At 57.8% G+C, this 16,250-nt stretch carries 12 protein-coding genes and 1 pseudogene; 7 read left to right on the forward strand and 6 right to left on the reverse strand.

Going from position 1 to position 16,250, the window contains the following annotated elements:
• Positions 1-66: 66 nt before the first annotated feature.
• Positions 67-1,392: an IS1182 family transposase gene (locus AX768_RS20160; RefSeq protein ID WP_062001021.1), complete on the reverse strand. Its 1,326-nt coding sequence runs from the start codon at positions 1,390-1,392 to the stop codon at positions 67-69.
• A 138-nt stretch (positions 1,393-1,530) separates the two neighbouring features.
• Here AX768_RS20160 and AX768_RS20165 point away from each other — a divergent pair, with 138 nt between their 5' ends.
• The 4 genes from AX768_RS20165 to AX768_RS20175 all read left to right on the forward strand — a co-directional run bounded on the left by AX768_RS20165 (position 1,531) and on the right by AX768_RS20175 (position 6,408).
• Positions 1,531-2,322 (forward strand): ATP-binding SpoIIE family protein phosphatase, encoded by a 792-nt coding sequence (locus AX768_RS20165; RefSeq protein WP_231941426.1) that lies wholly within the window; start codon positions 1,531-1,533, stop codon positions 2,320-2,322.
• Between the two features lie 3 nt (positions 2,323-2,325).
• Positions 2,326-2,529, forward strand: a complete 204-nt coding sequence (locus AX768_RS33805; protein ID WP_231941427.1) for a hypothetical protein — start codon at positions 2,326-2,328, stop codon at positions 2,527-2,529.
• Between the two features lie 229 nt (positions 2,530-2,758).
• Positions 2,759-4,207, forward strand: coding sequence for an ATP-binding response regulator (locus tag AX768_RS20170; RefSeq protein WP_231941428.1), 1,449 nt, complete (start codon positions 2,759-2,761; stop codon positions 4,205-4,207).
• 149 nt (positions 4,208-4,356) lie between these two features.
• Positions 4,357-6,408 carry an ATP-binding protein gene (locus AX768_RS20175; RefSeq protein WP_062001823.1) on the forward strand — a complete coding sequence of 684 codons (2,052 nt, stop codon included), beginning with the start codon at positions 4,357-4,359 and terminating at the stop codon, positions 6,406-6,408.
• 128 nt (positions 6,409-6,536) lie between these two features.
• On the opposite strand, the gene AX768_RS20180 is transcribed toward AX768_RS20175, so the two are convergent.
• Positions 6,537-7,343: a phytanoyl-CoA dioxygenase family protein gene (locus tag AX768_RS20180; RefSeq protein ID WP_062001824.1), complete on the reverse strand. Its 807-nt coding sequence runs from the start codon at positions 7,341-7,343 to the stop codon at positions 6,537-6,539.
• Positions 7,344-7,448: 105 nt separating this feature from the next.
• On the opposite strand from AX768_RS20180, the gene AX768_RS20185 reads away from it, so the two are divergent.
• Both AX768_RS20185 and AX768_RS20190 read left to right on the forward strand, forming a co-directional pair.
• Complete coding sequence (locus AX768_RS20185) at positions 7,449-8,357, forward strand: LysR family transcriptional regulator (protein ID WP_062001825.1); 909 nt, start codon at positions 7,449-7,451, stop codon at positions 8,355-8,357.
• A 365-nt stretch (positions 8,358-8,722) separates the two neighbouring features.
• Positions 8,723-9,994 (forward strand): glycosyl hydrolase family 28-related protein, encoded by a 1,272-nt coding sequence (locus AX768_RS20190; protein WP_144022212.1) that lies wholly within the window; start codon positions 8,723-8,725, stop codon positions 9,992-9,994.
• Between the two features lie 9 nt (positions 9,995-10,003).
• Here AX768_RS20190 and AX768_RS20195 read toward each other — a convergent pair whose 3' ends face one another.
• Entirely contained in the window at positions 10,004-11,065 is a 1,062-nt protein-coding gene (locus AX768_RS20195) for a hypothetical protein (protein ID WP_155524291.1), read from the reverse strand.
• 375 nt (positions 11,066-11,440) lie between these two features.
• Between AX768_RS20195 and AX768_RS20200 the strand changes: the two genes are divergently transcribed.
• Positions 11,441-12,790 carry an IS4 family transposase gene (locus tag AX768_RS20200; protein WP_062000703.1) on the forward strand — a complete coding sequence of 450 codons (1,350 nt, stop codon included), beginning with the start codon at positions 11,441-11,443 and terminating at the stop codon, positions 12,788-12,790.
• A gap of 462 nt (positions 12,791-13,252) precedes the next feature.
• Here the strand turns inward: AX768_RS20200 and fabZ are convergent, their stop codons facing one another.
• The 3 genes and pseudogenes from fabZ to AX768_RS20215 all read right to left on the reverse strand — a co-directional run bounded on the left by fabZ (position 13,253) and on the right by AX768_RS20215 (position 16,222).
• Entirely contained in the window at positions 13,253-13,711 is a 459-nt protein-coding gene (gene fabZ, locus AX768_RS20205; RefSeq protein ID WP_062002360.1) for a 3-hydroxyacyl-ACP dehydratase FabZ, read from the reverse strand.
• Between the two features lie 182 nt (positions 13,712-13,893).
• Positions 13,894-14,448, reverse strand: a complete 555-nt coding sequence (locus AX768_RS20210; protein WP_062001828.1) for a general stress protein — start codon at positions 14,446-14,448, stop codon at positions 13,894-13,896.
• A 166-nt stretch (positions 14,449-14,614) separates the two neighbouring features.
• Positions 14,615-16,222, reverse strand: a pseudogene (locus AX768_RS20215) (oleate hydratase).
• Between the last annotated feature and the right edge of the window lie 28 nt (positions 16,223-16,250).

Below are 16,250 nucleotides of genomic sequence, written 5' to 3' on the forward strand. Positions count from 1 at the left end.
CGAGCGATGCGGCCGATTTGATCACGTTTCGATCCGAACGTTGAAGCAATCGCCGCTTTGGCACGCTTATGCAGCCATCATATTGGCCATTCTTCGCAGGTTGAGCGCAGCGCAGACGAGTTTCCATTCGGCCTGGGCCTTGGTCAGACCGCGCATGCTGAATTGTCGGAACCCCAGAACTTGTTTCACCCAACCGTTGGGCGGTTCGGACAACCATTTTCGCCGACGGTAAGCCTCCTGCGTGGCCATTGACTTAAATCGTTCTGCCATCGCGGCGCACAGCGGCCGTTTCTTCGGATCAATTGCTACGTTCTCCTTTCCTTCCTTTCCAAGAGCGACGATCAACTCGGCGGGGTGCTCGCGCAGCGCCTCAAACACGTCCTCCGAGCAATAGCCAGCATCGGCGAGAACCTGGCGCGGATCGGCTCCGGTGTTGTGCTTGAGCGCCGCGAGCACGCCCGGCAATTGACGGCTGTCGGCGGCGCTGTTGGTCAGTTCGGCCGCGACGATGATGTGCGCCGTGTCGTCCACCGCAGCCTGGGCGTTGTAGCTGTAGTCGAAGCCACCGCCGGCACGCGGCATAATCCGGCTGTCCGGATCCGTGAAATTCTCCTGCGCCGTCGGCTTCGGTTCGCCAAATTTGTATTTGAAGCGGGACTTCTTCTTTGGCTTGCCTGCGCCACCCGGCGGGGTGTCATCGTCGGATGAACGTCCGCGTGCAGTGTCCGCTTCGCGCTGGCGTTCTTCCAGCCGTGCGCGCGCAGCCGCAATCACGGCGAGCCGATCTTCGCGCCGCTTGATCTCGGCCGGAATGTCCAGCTCCAGCTCGTTCTTCTCGCGATCGTCGGTCGCCTGCGCCTGGGCCAGCAAGGCATCGATTTGCGCCTTCAGTTCCAATTGCGCCTTCTGCATGCGCTCAAAGCTCATCGCCTTGTGGCGCGAGGCGTTGGCCTTGATCTTAGTGCCATCGACGGCGATGGTCCCCAGCTTGACCAGTCCACATTCCTGCGCCAACTTCACCACCTGAACGAACAGATCGGACAATGCCTTCAGATGCAACGCACGGAAATCACAGAGGGTTCGGTGCGCCGGAAAATTGTTCGCCGCCAGAACACGAAACGCGACGTCCTCATGCAGTTTCCTGGCCAGTTTGCGCGACGAGAATACGCCCGTCGCATAGCCGTACATCAGCACCTTGACCATCATCAACGGATGAAACGGCTGATTGCGTGACCCGCCACCGGCATACCGAGCGTGAAATGCGCTCAGGTCCAGCGTATCAACCGTATCGCTAATGAAATAGGCAAGATGCCCTTCAGGAAGCCACTCCTGCAGGGCCTGAGGCAGAAGCATCTGCTGCTGCGGATTGTAGGGGAGATAGCTGGTCGTCATCATTCAACAACGTTTACCCCATCCATTTGGATGACATATCGTTCTGCCGCGCAGACTCCTAGGGGGCGCGCGCCGCCTGGTCAACGAATTCGAAATAACATCGACCGTCAATGGCGGCACTAGAGTGAGCATTACGCAATGGAAGAGGCGCTGAGTCTCACGGATCAAAGCGGGGTGGCGCAAGCGCGGCGCGCAACGATCAAGCTTGCGCAAAGCCTCGGATTTTCCGAGCGTTATCAGGCTGACGCCGCGCTGGTCGCAACCGAGGCCGCAACCAACATCATCAAGTACGCCGGGAGCGGTGAGATCCTGCTGCGGCGCTATGCAAGCGGCGACGTCCTGGGCCTCGAATTGCTCGCTCTCGACCGTGGGCCAGGTATCGCGAACCTCGACGCGGCCCGGCGTGACGGATTCTCGACAGGCGGTAGTCTGGGTGCGGGATTCGGCACAATGTCGCGTCACTCGCACTTGTTCGACATCTATTCCGTTGCAGGGGCCGGCACCGCCGTCCTGGCACGCATCCAGAACTCGAAATCGCATGCGGCCGACACGTCGTCACATGCCGTCGGGGCACGGTCGACTCCGAAGGCTGGCCAGGAAATTTGCGGTGACGCCTGGGGGGCCGACGAGCGGGGCGGTCTAATGCGCGCAGTACTTCTGGATGGCCTGGGTCATGGTCCCCTCGCGTCCGTTGCATCAAGTTGTGCAGTGGACATCTTCCGTCAGTCCGACCGGAACGACACTCCGGAAAGCATTCTCCGTCGCTCGCATGAAGCCCTCAAATCGACTCGCGGCGCTGTGATGGCGGTGGTGCAAATCGATACATCAGCCGGCTCGATCAAGTTTGCCGGAGTAGGCAATATCGTGGGGATCGTGGCTTCTGGCGAAAGCATTCAGCATCTGCTTTCCACCGATGGAACAGTAGGCTAGAACATGCGCCTTGTCCGCCAGTCTTCGATCGATTGGACGCCCCGAAGCGTCATCATCCTGACAACGGATGGCTTGTCGACCCGCTGGAACCTGAACCGCCATCCCGGTCTGATTCAACATCATCCAAGCCTGATTGCCGCAGTCCTGCATCGCGACTTCGCGCGCGACACGGACGATGCGACCGTTGTCGTCGTCAAGGCGGTTTGAGATGCTTCATCGAATTCTTTCCACGCCGATCAGCACCAATCTGAGCCTCGTCGCGATCCGCGACCGGTCGCGCCAGGTGGGCGAACTATTCGGGCTCGACAATCTGCAACGCACGCGGTTCATCACGGCTATCTCTGAAATCGCACGCAATGCCGTGCAGTTTGCTGGTGGAGGTACGCTGACATTCCTTGTCGGCGACGCCAGCGAAGCAATCAACATGCAGTGCGTGGTGGCGCAGATTTCGGACAAAGGGCCGGGTATTACGAACATCGACGAACTGCTTGCCGAGGGGGCACGCCCCGAAAGGACGTCGACCATCGGGATTCCGGGCAGCCGACGTATGGCCGATGGATTCTTTATCCATTCGCAACCGGGTCAGGGGACGACGGTATCGTTGGAAATGTTCCTTCCTCGCGATACGCCTCGACTTACCACCATCCAGTTGAATCGATTGGTCGAGCAGCTGATGCGCAGGAAGGCACAGACGCCTGTCGAGGAGCTCGAGCGGCAGAATCGTGAGATGCTCCTTGCGCTCGAGGAACTGCGCCGCAACAAGGCCGAGCTTGAAGATGCGGATGCTCGCAAGAACGAGTTTCTTGCCATGCTCGCGCACGAGTTGCGCAATCCGCTCTCGGCAATCTCGTTATCGCTTGAAGTCGCGCAGCGCAGCGCCGAGCCGCTCAGCGCGAATCAGACAAAGACCCTGGCGGTGATCGGCCGCCAGACGCAGCATCTTTCCCACATGGTCAACGACCTCCTTGATGTATCTCGGCTTACACGCGGCAAGGTCGAGTTGAGGACTGAAATTTCGCGTGTTGATACGCTGATCGATGGAGCAGTAGAAATGACTGCTGCTGAGGTGGCACGCCATGGACATCGCGTAATCACCGAGTATCCGCCTGAGCCTGTCATGGTCCGGGTCGATGTCGGCAGGTTGAAGCAAGTGTTCGGCAACATCATTCACAACGCTGCGCGCTATACGTCACAAGCGGATGCGATCACCATTCGAGTCGATTTCGACGACCATAGCGTGCGCGTGGAGATCGTTGACCGAGGAATCGGCATCGATGCCAACATGCTTCCGCGCGTGTTCGATTTGTTTGCTCAAGCGTCCATGGGCCTTGGGCGTCAGGAAGCCGGCCTCGGCATCGGGCTGACGGTCGTGCAGCGCCTGGTGAGCGATCATGGTGGCACCGTGCGGGTACATAGCGCGGGCATTGGGCAGGGCAGCGCCTTTGTAGTCGAGTTGCCGCGTGTTCACAACCTTGCGCCCGACGTACCGGACCACTTCGCATCAACATACGGAGGGCAACCGCAGAGAGTGCTGCTCGTGGATGACAACGAAGACTCGCTCAGTTCACTGGAAGCATTGTTGAACATGAATGGTCACGAATGTCGCATCGCCCTTAGTGGGAAAGCCGCGCTGAGCCTGGATGCGGGATTTCGACCAACATTTGCAATAGTCGATATCGGGTTGCCGGACATGTCTGGTTTCGATGTTGCGATCAGTTTGCGGGAACGATTCAATAACGAGCCGCTGACATTGATTGCCTTAAGCGGGTACACGACGGCTGAATTTCATAAGGAAGCGATCGAAGCCGGTTTCGACTACTATTTTGCAAAGCCGGTGCCGATCAGCAAGATATTTGAATTGATGGAGGCGTTACCGCCCAAGTGAATCGCGTGTTCGCACAAGTGGGTTTTTATCGTTGCTACATACGAACTCACGGCTGGGTGCATGGCGCCCTTGGATAGCCATCCGTGTCGGTAGCTTTTGATTCCCGTAACGCTGATAACGAAAAGCCGGTGAACCTTATATACGTCAGAATGATGACCCGATCCGCGCAGGTTCTAGCCGCGCTGACGCTGTTGGTCGTCTCAGCTGTCTTCATTGGGTATGTCACCCACTCTGCGCTGCTCATTACGTTCGCACCTTCGTTGCAGGGCATGTCGCTGTTGACGGCCCTCGGTATAGGATGCGCCGCCCTTGCGTTCTTCGTCCGGCACCGGGCAGCGTTGGTCGCCGGCTGGGCTGCACTCCTGGCCGCCATTGCCGCACTGGCTTCCCATGCGGCTTTCGGGCGAGACGTCATCAGTCCAAACCTGGCACACGCTGTTTTTGGCCTGCCGCCGGGGCAGAGTGGGCGTACATCGATCGCTACCGCGATCGCAATTGCGCTTGTCGGGCTCGCGCAAAATCAGCGGCTCCTGCGACGGCATCTCCTGGCCGATATGCTCGCGAGTGCAGCGTTGTTGCTCTCAGGCACGGCGCTGCTAGGCTACGCGTACGGCATTCGAGACCCGCACGGCGTTCGAGACCTCTACGCGCTCTTTCTTTTCAACACGATGGCGGTCCACACTGCCGCCGCGCTATTCGCGCTTGGACTCGCCACGGTGTTTGCGCAAGCAGACCACGGCTGGGCGCGGATGATTGCATCTTCGCGCACGGGCGGCGCGGCAACCCGGCATCAGCTTGCATTCACGCTGCTGCCGCCAGTCGTGGGCGGTGCGCTGCTAGAAGCCATGCACAGTGGCAGGCTAGGGACGGCCGTCGCGATGGCACTGCTTGTCATGATCACGATTGCCCCTTTGATTGCGCTGATCTTGCACGACGGCAAGACGCTTGACACGCTCGACCTCGAACGCGAGTTGTCAGATCGACTGAAGCAGCAGACTGCAGACAGTCTCACCGCCCGCCTTGCCGAGCAGGCGGCGGCACTCAATCATGAGAGCGCCGAGCGCGCAAAGGCCGAATCTGCAATGTACGGCGCGCAAAGGCTGGAGGCGGTGGGGCAATTAACCGGCGGTATCGCGCACGATTTCAACAACTTGCTCATGGCTGTCTCGGGCAACCTCCACCTTGCCAGAAGCCGGCTGGGTGCAGAGCATCCAGCACGTACCTACGTGGACAATGCTGTAGTCGCCACTCAGCGTGGAACGAAACTGACCGCCCAATTGCTCGCGTTTTCACGTACGCAGCGGCTCGACATGCGGCCAGTCGAACTCGACGCGGTCGTGCAAGATGCGCGAGGTTTGCTGGATCATGCGTTTGGACCAACAGTTGCGATCGACATCGAGTTGCTCGCGCCCGGTGCCTGGATCCGCGCCGATGCCGACCAGCTTCACCTCGCCATCTTGAATCTCGCGCTCAATGCGCGCGATGCCATGCCTGCCGGCGGCACGTTCAGCATCCTTACACTGGACAACACTTCGCCACGTCACGACCCAGGCGATGCAGGCTTTGCCATGATCCGCGTGAGCGACAGCGGCGTGGGCATGACGCCCGAGGTCATCGAGCGGGCGATCGACCCGTTTTTCACCACGAAAGAGCGTGGCAGGGGCACGGGCCTCGGCTTGGCGCAAGTGTACGGGGTGGTGAAGCAGTGTGGTGGCGATCTGCGCATTCGAAGCGCGCCGGGAGGGGGCACCACGATTGATCTGCTGTTGCCGCTCACTGCCGAGCGGGCAACAGCGGGGCCGCGTACTCTCGAACCGGGTGCGCCACCTGTTCTCGCAACATCGCGCCCTGGGCCACTTCTTGTGATCGACGACGACGACCATGTACGTATTGCGCTCGCGGAAATGTTCCGTAGCGCCGGTTACGACGTGACCGAAGCAGAAAACGGCGCGGACGGACTACGCGTGCTCGACGAGATCAAACCGGTGCTGGCTGTCATCGACTTCATCATGCCGGGGCTGAACGGGGTGCAAGTCGCGCGCCTTGCTCGCCTGAAGCAACCTTCGCTTCCGATCATATTCGTGAGCGGCTACGCAGATACGCTCGCGCTGGATGAAATTGGCAATGCCATCATTCTACGAAAGCCGGTCGGGCCGGAAGCGTTGCTCAACGCAGTCGATAATGCTTTGCGAGCGGCATAACCTATTGCGCATGGCGTGCGTCGGCTTAAGTCAGTGCAGACACCGTCGACCCAGCTCGGTGAAAAAATTCTTGCAGATGTCGACTTGTGCTGGCAAGTTCGCTTAGACCTTCGCAGCCCCAAAACGGGTTATGGCGAGTGCGGATGGTTCAGAATGTCGTCGCTACCTAGTTGCAATGGCACGAAGTTAGTCGAACGCACATAATCCGGGCGTGGCTTCTCCACGTCGGCGGGACGATTTGCGACCTGGTTGTACACGATATATGCCTGCCAGCGGTCGTCCCCCGAAAGATTATGGCCAGACGAATGCACGATATTGGCATCGAAAAATACGACCGTTCCCGGCGCGCCGATGATCGGTACCGCTTTCGGATGAGTTGATAAAACTTCGAGCATTTTCGGCTTTGGCACGACGTAAAAGCGGTATCCAGTCGCGTCGTCGAAAGCGGGTTGCAGCGAGCCGAGCTTGTGGCTTCCTGGAATGAAATACAGACAGCCCCCCATTTCAGTGGGTTCATCCAGCATGACTAGCGCGGTGGTCATCGCCGGGTTTGGCACACCGTCTATGTGCCATGTTCCGAAGTCCTGATGCCATTGCCATACAGACCCATCGATTGCGGTTTTCAGATTGCACTTCGTGTGATGAATGTAGAGCGCCGGATCATCCAACAACTGTTGTGCCGGTTCGAGCAGTCGCGGCGCGCGCGACACTGCATGAAACACGGGCGACGCCGTTGGACTCTCTGTTTCATGCACCTTGTAGATCGTCTTCGCAATGCCACCGGTTTTTTCGCGAACCAGATGGTCGGTATCGATTTGCTGGATGCGTTTCAGATCGCGCTTCATCTCCTGAACTTCAACGTCGGACAGCAACGACGGCAGCACGACAAAGCCGTCGCGCGCATACGCGGTCAGTTGTACATCACTGAGCTTCATGATGAATCTCTCCTGAGTTGGTCTCTTTCAAGCCGGATCGTAGCGGCATCGGGAAGTGTTGTAAAAGATATAATAAGTTCGTTTTCAGTACCTTAAAGGTATGACATGGAACTTCGTCATCTGCGCTATTTCCTGGCTGTCGCGCAAACCCTGAACTTCACCAAAGCCGCCGCGCATCTGCATATGGCGCAGCCGCCGCTGAGTCGGCAGATTCGTGAACTCGAAGATGAACTCGGCGTGGAACTATTCGACCGGCGGGGCAAGCGTGTGACATTGTCGTCGGCGGGAATGGTGTTTGCGGACCGCGCCCAGCGCATCCTGGCATCGGCAGATGCTGCCGTCATTGACTCACAACGCGCGGCGCGCGGTGAGATTGGGCGACTTGCGGTCGGCTTCTTCGAACACATCGCGTACACGCTGTTGCCTGCGCTCATTCGCGAGTTCCAGCAGAGCTTTCCTGATGTATCTGTTGAGTTGCGCTGGTTCACGGCCGCGGAGCAGTTCAACGCGCTTGCGCGCGGTGAAGTCGATGTCGCGTTCGTGCGCGCCGTGCCGCCCGACACGGAACTAAGATCCACGATGATCCTGCGTGAGCCGTTCGTCGTTGCCTTGGCGAAAGATAATCCGCTTGCCACTGAACGCACCATTTCGATCGTCGATTGCGCGAGCATGCGCGTGATCAACTACCGCAAGGATGTCGCGCCTGACTATCACGCGATCATCAATCAACTCTGCGCGCTGGGCGGCTTTTCGCCATCGCCGTTATTCGAAATGGGGCAGATCTATGCATCGCTCGGACTTGTCAGCTCGGGTTTCGGCATTGCGCTGGTGCCCGCCTCGGTGCAGCACGTGCACATGGATAACGTGGTGTACCGGCCGCTTCGCGAACGCCAGGCGGTGAGCGAGTTACAGCTCGCATGGACGAACCCATCGCCGCCTGCGGTGTTGAGCGCGTTCGTGGAACTCGCACGCGAAATCGCCGCGCGGCCGGGCAAGCGCGTCACTCATCATTGAGCAAATCCCATTCACAGCATGGATGCTGGCCCGCATGACACTGCGCGCCTACTCACCATAAAAGGCTTGAGGCTGTCGATGGTGCCCCATACCGCTCACACAATCATGCTGGATGCGCCGCGCGCCGCTTGGATTGAACGTGCGGCTAACCCGAAACGGTGATCATGCTGAAAATTCGCGATCGTCAGGCTTCAACTCTAGTTGCAAGTGGACAGAGAGCAACAACTTTGATTGGCGACTTGTCCATGTAAGACAAATTCGAGCGCTTTGAAGAGTAGAGATTGTTGGAGGATTAACTACAATCGGCTGCATATTCATCGCATAATCGAACGCCCGCGAACGTCCTGTCTTGTCAATGTCTCTCAATGAAGCGTCCACGAAACCCACGCCGCCTTTTTTGTACCAACGCCGTGCTGAGCGGCATGTTCCTCGCGACTCGGCACATTGCGCATGCGGCAACACGAACGCCGCAAACCGGAACGTTTTCCCACGAAGTGGCCGTGCGAAACGCTTCCATTGTCACGCCGATGAGTTTCGGCGCGAAAGGAGACGGTGTATCTGACGACACCGCCGCGTTGAATGCTATGTATGCGCACGTCCGGGGCACTTCGCTTCGCACGGTGTTCTTGCGTGGACGCACTTATCTTGTCAAGGGAAGCATCTACGCTCGCGATGTCACGACTGTCGGTGAAGGGGCGATCCTGACTTGTAAAGTCGACAGTGCGAAAGCGAGTTGCGCCTTTGAATGGGGTGGATCCGATACGTTTGTCACGGAGGTGGTCTTTGATCTCTCCAACATCGGCAAGGACACAATGCAGGGCGTGCTCAACGCGGTCAACGACGCTTCCAACCAGCGTTTCTTTCGAAACCGTGTCTTCTCGCGTACAACGGAAGCGTCGAAGTTACAGTCAAACATCTTTGGCCCGTGGTTCCTCGGCACCGGGCTCAACGGTCTGTATGTACAGGACAATCTGTTTGAAAAATGCTCATATGGGGTTCAAATCAACAATCAAGACGGCATGGAAAGGCGGGTCAGGGAGAACCCGCTGGGCAAACCATCCCGGCATCTGCACATCAGCGGCAACAGCTGCGTGGACGCGAGCATCGGCGTCAACACGCCTCATATCATGTGCTCCAACGTTGTCATTGAAGGAAATACGATCGCGCCTGGCAGCCTGCAGCTCGATCTGCCGCTCAATGTAGCGCACGTGACGGATCTCGTCATTCGCGGCAACACGGTCGCTTCGAACAGCGCGAGCGCGAATGGTACGCTTCATGTCGAAGATGCGAGCGGCGCGATCACCATAACCGGGAACGTGGTGACCGCGATGGGGGCGAACAATGGGATTCAATTCGGCGTGGATCCGAGCGTCAGTCACGACGTGCGGGCGGTCACCCGGGCGGTCATTGCCAATAATCATGTGCAAGGATCCACGACTCGCGGCGGTAACACTGGCATCCTGCTGCCTGACCCCGGGACCACCGACACGATCATTACCGGCAACTACATTTCAGGATTTGCACAAGGCATCAACGCAGTAGCGGAAAGCTCGGTTTCTGGAAATACGATTATTGATTGCCCAACGCCGCTGCGCCTCTCAAAGCGCAGCGCAGTCGGGCAGAACGTCGTCAAATAAATGGTGCGATCACTGATTAACCATCGTAGACGCCGGCAAAGGCAGTTCCAATGACGTTTGTTTAGCTGCAAGCGCCGCGGACATGCCAGGCTTCTTCAGGCGATGCACTACGCGACCCTTTCGATTGACGACGCGTGGAACAAACGCCATGCCGATCACAAGCATAACCGGCGCTCCTGCGATTGGCTGCGACACGAGCGCCGTGATCAACAATGGCGCGCAAGTCGCGACTTTCTTCCAGTTCAGACCAGGGCCCAGTCTCAATCCGGAGAGAAGCAGGACCTTGCACGCGAAACCAAACAGTCCGATCATTCCCAGCTCCGCGAGCAGGCAGATCCCATCGTTCTTGCCAAGGCTCGAATAAAGGCCATTGCCAAATGGATTGCGCCGCACATCCTGGAGACCCCGCTCGATTGAACTCGAGCGGTCGGAGAGTGAGGCGCCGTGCGTGAGTGCCTTGTCTTCCAGTCCGATATAAGGCGTGTACATCGACACTGGGTACACTAGCCCAATCATGACCGCTGTGATCACTACACGCCATGACGCGACTCGCGAACCCGAGAATAGAAAGATGGTTCCAATGCTCATTGCAAGCAGAGCGATCCCTAGAGACGAAAACGCACAGATCGTCCCGCCAACAAGCCCAAACATAACAAGTTTGGACCGTCGCGTGAACGCTTCATACGCAAGGCAAAAACATGCAACTGCCTGATAGATGCCCGCTTCGCGGAAGAAGGCACAATATCGGTCGAGCTTGACGGTGCCCGACACGTAATCGCCGTAGAGCATTGAAAAGGGAAAATAGATAGCGCCTGTCGATGTCTCCTGGTGCAGGGTGATCTCGGTATATCCTTTCACGTTCAACGAGAAAAGAAACAACGCATCCTTGCTACCGAGTATTGCCGTCAATACGACAGTAATGACACTGGAAAGACCGAGCACGGAAATAACCGTACACAAAGTCCTAAAGAATCTGCGGTTGGCTTCCACATCGATAAGAAACATGCCATAGACAAGCGCGATCATGAGAGTGGTGACGAACTCTTTTAATACCCAGTCGAGTTGCGACATTTCGAAAACTATCGAGATCGGACAAATGTACACCCAATACACACCTAGCAGGCTCAGCAGCGAGGCAATGTCCCATCGGATCACGGCATTCGAATAACGGGTCCGTTTTGTGTTGTGCCATATATGAAGGTATACAAGCGGAACCGCCAATACCATGCCCAGAGACGTATATGTTTCACCAAGCGCCATCGGGCGCATCAAGAATAAGTTGAGAACCAAGCCCAGGCTCACGACCCCGGTAAAGTCATTGCGTTATACACATCTCTGATCGGTGGTCGCTGAGCGCAGAGAAACATGTTTACTTTCAATGACATGGAGTGGGGGCTTGTAAACTTTCGGCAAATCGCGTTTACTTTCGCTTTTTGAGTGAACGTATTGGTCACCGAAACGACGCCCTGGACCCAGACGGAATTCGAGCAACTCGAGCTCGGCGATGCGCGCCTGAACAAGCGAGCGAGGCTTTTGATGCAACGATTGGCGGCCGACCCGATGGCCAGTGTCCCCAAGGCATGCCAGGGTTGGGGCGAGACGATGGCGGCGTACCGCTTCTTCGACAACGAGAACGTCGACTGGCACGCGATTCTCGAGCCCCATTGGCAGCACACGCAAAAGCGGATGGAAGCGCATCGTGTGGTGCTGTGCCTGCAAGACACCACGGAGCTGGACTTTAACGGTCAAGGCACGTTCGGACTCGGACCACTGAGCTATGAGGCCCAGCGCGGCATGTATCTGCATCCGACCTACGCGGTCACGCCGCAGCGCGAGCCCTTGGGTATTTTGGACGCGTGGATGTGGGCGCGCGAGAAGAAGGACGAATCGGGCAAGCGCGGCGGGCTGAAGGAAAGTCTGCGTTGGATCGAGGGGTATGAACGCATTGCCGAGATGGCACCGAGCCTGCCATCCACGCGCCTGGTGTACGTGGCGGACCGCGAAGCGGACCTGATGGCGCTCATGGAGCGCGCCCAAGCACTGGGTACGCCGGCCGACTGGCTGGTACGTGCCACGCATAACCGCTGCTTGCCGGAGGGAGACAAGCTGTGGGACCGCGCGACCCGTGGCGAATCCATCGGGCAGATCAGCTTCACAATGGCCTCGCGTCATGGTGTCAAGGCACGCACGGTGCGCCAGCACCTGTGGATGCAGCGCGTAGAGTTGCCCACAGGCCGAGGCAAGTGCGTGGCGGCCACCTGTCTGGTCGCGCGCGAGTTTGATGCGCCCGCGGGAGTCAAGCCGATCGAATGGCGCTTGCTGACCAACCGCGTGGCGACGACCTCGGAAGAGGCGATCGAATTGATCGACTGGTATCGAGCGCGCTGGGAAATTGAGATGTTGTTCAACATCTTGAAGAATGCTTGCCGCGTCGAGGCGCTTCAGCTCGGCTCGATCGAACAGCTCGAGCGCGCATTGGCGCTGTTCCTGGTAGTGGCTTGGCGCGTGGCCTATCTGATGCGGCTGGGACGCACTTGCCCCGATCTGGACGCGCATCTTTTCTTTGATCCAGACGAAATTCGCAGTGCCTACCTGTTCACGAAAGTACCCCGTCCGACCCAGCCCAAGCTCAATGAAGTATTGCGCCTGATCGCACGCCTGGGGGGATTCCTCGGACGCAAAAGCGACGGCGAACCCGGCGCGAAAACGATCTGGCTCGGACTCAGGGAAGTTCATATTGCCGCAAAAACACTGCGCCTATTACGCGAAGCCGACGGCGACGACACTTGTGTATAACGCGATGCGGTAAAGTCCGGGCCCTTCACTGAATATCTCCGCATCCACATTTTTATTATCACCAATGCCAGTTTTGAAGGATGAATGACGGCGGCCACCTGCACCGGTTGAATTCGGTAATGGTCGCGGGCGTCCTCCGCGCAGCAACTGGGGCCGCACGATGCACTTTTATAATATTAGTAAGCTTCCGACAGGATTACCGTATGCTTCCGTACATTGGAAATTGGAAGTGATTTGTTACCTGTATCGAGCAAGCGTCGCTCGACTGGCGCGCTGCTGGTCTCTCGGTCCTCCTAGACCGGCGGTAGGTTGGGGTAAGTCTGGTTCAAAACTGATAGCTTATTACAGGGATCGTGTTAATCCGTTCGAACGTAATCCGGGTGCAGACGGCAGTGTTGACTCGAGCGTTGATCGTTTGCGCGGCCGGTGGCTAGGCGGGTGTTGGTGAGTTGCCTTTTGGCGTTACACCGCGACGTCGGTCACCGAACATATGGGCTTCGCTTTTGCGGCGACGACGCCATCTACCTCGGCGTGTGCGTCAAATTTCCAAACTCCTCGCATGTTTCGACCCGCACTTACATAAAGAATCAACTGGTCGCCTGGTTCGACGACGCGTTTGAAGTGCGCGTTGTCAATACCCAAAAAGTAGTATTGCTTGCTCTCCGGATTGCGAGGCTCTCGCGCAATAGTGAGCAACGCGGCCGCCTGAGCAAGCGCCTCAAGGATCAAGACCGCGGGCATGATGGGATGTCGTGGGAATTGACCTGTCAAGAATGGATCGCTGATCGAGACATTCTTTAGCGCCTTGATCCTCTTTGCCGGAACGAGCTCAAGCACGCGGTCCACCAGCGAAAATGGATATCGATGGGGCATGAACGCGAGAATGTCGCGAATTTCCAAAGAAGCTGAGACGGTGTGCATTTTTTGACGCAAGGTGGCCGTTGTTAGGATCGTGTAGACGGCTTGAAAGGGCCGATACTAGTTGGTCGGCGCGTTGCCCGCATGCACCTGTATGACAGTACCGAAAGCATCGAAGCGAGGCTCTTCGTCATTCGGTCTTGCGATTAACGGCATGTCCAACGTGCCAATACGGGCGAGTTACATCAGAGGGCTGATGCGACTGGAACTTCGTTCGCAGGCGTGGCGCCTTCATGAAGATCTAACCGCGCTGGCTTATGCGCTTGCAGGATTGCACGGGCGCGCGCCATCTCTTCGGCAGGGCCGTTCGCCATGACGATAAAACCGTTTGCCTGCAGCGCTGTCTCGTAATGGATAACATGATCCTTCGGAACGCCCGCGTTGAAGAGCGCCGCGCTTAAGGCACTGACCCCGCCTACTACAACCGCGCCTTCGACAGCGGAGACCACGATGGATGCGAGATAACCCACCACGACGACCGGTCCGATGATCGGCAACGTCAGAAAAACACTACCGAACAGAGCGCCCCAAAGTGCTCCCCAGAACGCACCGTATTTGCCCCATATCTTCATGCGGTCGCCGATGTTGTAGAAACCGACTACTTTTTCTTCAGTGTGATAGCCCTTGCCGACCACACTGAAATGTTTCATATCGAAGCCGTTTTCAATGAGCTTTCGGACGGCCGCATCGGCTTCGGTGTGGTCATTGAAGGTGGCGATCAGAACGTCATTGCCAGTCATATGCTTCTCCTTTTAACGCGTTGAATAGGGAGCAGAAGGGGCGCGGCTGCAAACCCTTTTTGCTCCAGTGTGTTTCATGGTACCCACATAGACCGCGCACGCGCAGGCTCGGAAACTACTCAGCGCGTGCCGTGCGTAGTAGAGCAACAGGCGTGTTTCCCGATCTTTACAGGTCGTGCAAAGCCTCGAACGCCTTGAACAGGACACGCGGATTGAACTTTCCCTTATAGACGGCTGGCGGCGTTTTATCGATATCAAGTAGCTGATAGACCGCTGCCTGCGCCGAGCGAATCGAATACTCGACGGTGAAGACAACGTCATCCGGCAGTTCGCAAAACTGGCCGGTAAACGCAAGATTCACCGATCCCTGCGGCACGACTTCCGGCCGGTCGCCGTGTTCGCGCGGCATGAACTGGCTGGTAATGAAGGGCATCAGGCACGGGATACACACGGCGTGGTCGAGAACCGGAGCCGTATTGCCGGCCCGCAGATGCCCCAGTACCTCGGTCATGATCTCCCGACCTGAGCATTCTGCCATCGGTTTCTTTACGAAGTCGCCGGGCCGATCAATATGGAGGCCGTATCCCCAGAATACTTGCACGTCGCTTGGCTGATCGATGAAATGCGGTTGATGCGGAAGGACGATCGACATGAGCCAGTTCGAATCCGCGAAGGTGATGAGCCCACCTTCTCAAGGCACATTGCCGGTGAAATCCCGGACCAGGTTGAAGAATGCGGGATCATGCAAGGTGGTTGTGAACGACAGCCACTTCGATTCATCGATGTGGTCAGTGAACACGTTCGGGCGGCCGAAAGCTGGGCGGTTCACGGCGATCTTGTTCCAGAGCGCCCAGGAACCGGTGTTGGCGCCGCTGTCCAGTGCGACGGCGCGATCCATACCGCCGAGCGTCGAGCCTTCGGTCATCGATCCCAGCGTGACGATCACCGCATCGCAAGGCCCCACCGGGATCGATTCGCTGTGCCCCTCTCGCTCGCAGACGATTCCCTCCACGCGCGTTTCGCTGTCGGCTTCGTTAAACACCAGATCGCTCACACGTGTGCCGAACTGGAACTGGAAGCCGCGGTCGTCGAGCCATTTTCTCAGCGGTCGGACCATCGAGTCGTATTGGTTGTAGACCGTGCGCATGATCCCGTGCAACTGATTGAATCCCGATACCATGTGCACGAAGCGCAGCAGATAGCGCTTGAATTCAACCGCGCTATGCCATGGCTGGAACGCGAAGGTAGTGCACCACATCAGCCAGAAGTCGGTCTTGAAGAAGGCCGGGGCGAAGTGGTCCGCTATGCGGCTGCGGCCGAGCAGGCGCTCCGGTTCGATTGCGAGCCGTTCGAGCGTGAGGATGTCTTTTTCGGCGAGCCCGAACTCGGGTTTGTCGATCCGACGACCGATGCGTACCAGACGAGACTTCGACGAAGTCTTCATCGTTTCATTCCAGTCCAGGATTTCCTGCGTGACCGTCTTGCTTTCATCGAGCGTAGGGATCGATGAGAACAGGTCAAACGTACACACGTACTTGCTCTCGATCATGCGGCCGCCGCGCAGGACATAGCCGTCTTTCGCCGAGCCCGCTGCGTCCAGACTGCCTCCTGCTACATCAAGCGCTTCGAGGATCGTGATGTTGCGGCCAGGAACATCGGCATCGCGGATCAGGAAGGCGGCCGCGGCCAGCGACGCAATCCCACCACCCACCAGATAAAACTTGCTGTCTTCGGAGCAGAACGGCCCCGCAGGGCCCGGGTACGCACGATGCATGGAATCACCCTGGTTGGGATTGGGTTGA

Source organism: Burkholderia sp. PAMC 28687, assembly GCF_001577465.1.
Taxonomy (GTDB): Bacteria; Pseudomonadota; Gammaproteobacteria; order Burkholderiales; family Burkholderiaceae; genus Caballeronia.

Coding starts and splice junctions, on each gene's coding strand:
- AX768_RS20160 (WP_062001021.1), bottom strand. CDS start 1,392: ATGACGACCAGCTATCTCCCCTACAATCCGCAGCAGCAGATGCTTCTG.
- AX768_RS20165 (WP_231941426.1), top strand. CDS start 1,531: ATGGAAGAGGCGCTGAGTCTCACGGATCAAAGCGGGGTGGCGCAAGCG.
- AX768_RS33805 (WP_231941427.1), top strand. CDS start 2,326: ATGCGCCTTGTCCGCCAGTCTTCGATCGATTGGACGCCCCGAAGCGTC.
- AX768_RS20175 (WP_062001823.1), top strand. CDS start 4,357: ATGATGACCCGATCCGCGCAGGTTCTAGCCGCGCTGACGCTGTTGGTC.
- AX768_RS20180 (WP_062001824.1), bottom strand. CDS start 7,343: ATGAAGCTCAGTGATGTACAACTGACCGCGTATGCGCGCGACGGCTTT.
- AX768_RS20185 (WP_062001825.1), top strand. CDS start 7,449: ATGGAACTTCGTCATCTGCGCTATTTCCTGGCTGTCGCGCAAACCCTG.
- AX768_RS20190 (WP_144022212.1), top strand. CDS start 8,723: ATGAAGCGTCCACGAAACCCACGCCGCCTTTTTTGTACCAACGCCGTG.
- AX768_RS20195 (WP_155524291.1), bottom strand. CDS start 11,065: ATGTCGCAACTCGACTGGGTATTAAAAGAGTTCGTCACCACTCTCATG.
- fabZ (WP_062002360.1), bottom strand. CDS start 13,711: ATGCACACCGTCTCAGCTTCTTTGGAAATTCGCGACATTCTCGCGTTC.
- AX768_RS20210 (WP_062001828.1), bottom strand. CDS start 14,448: ATGACTGGCAATGACGTTCTGATCGCCACCTTCAATGACCACACCGAA.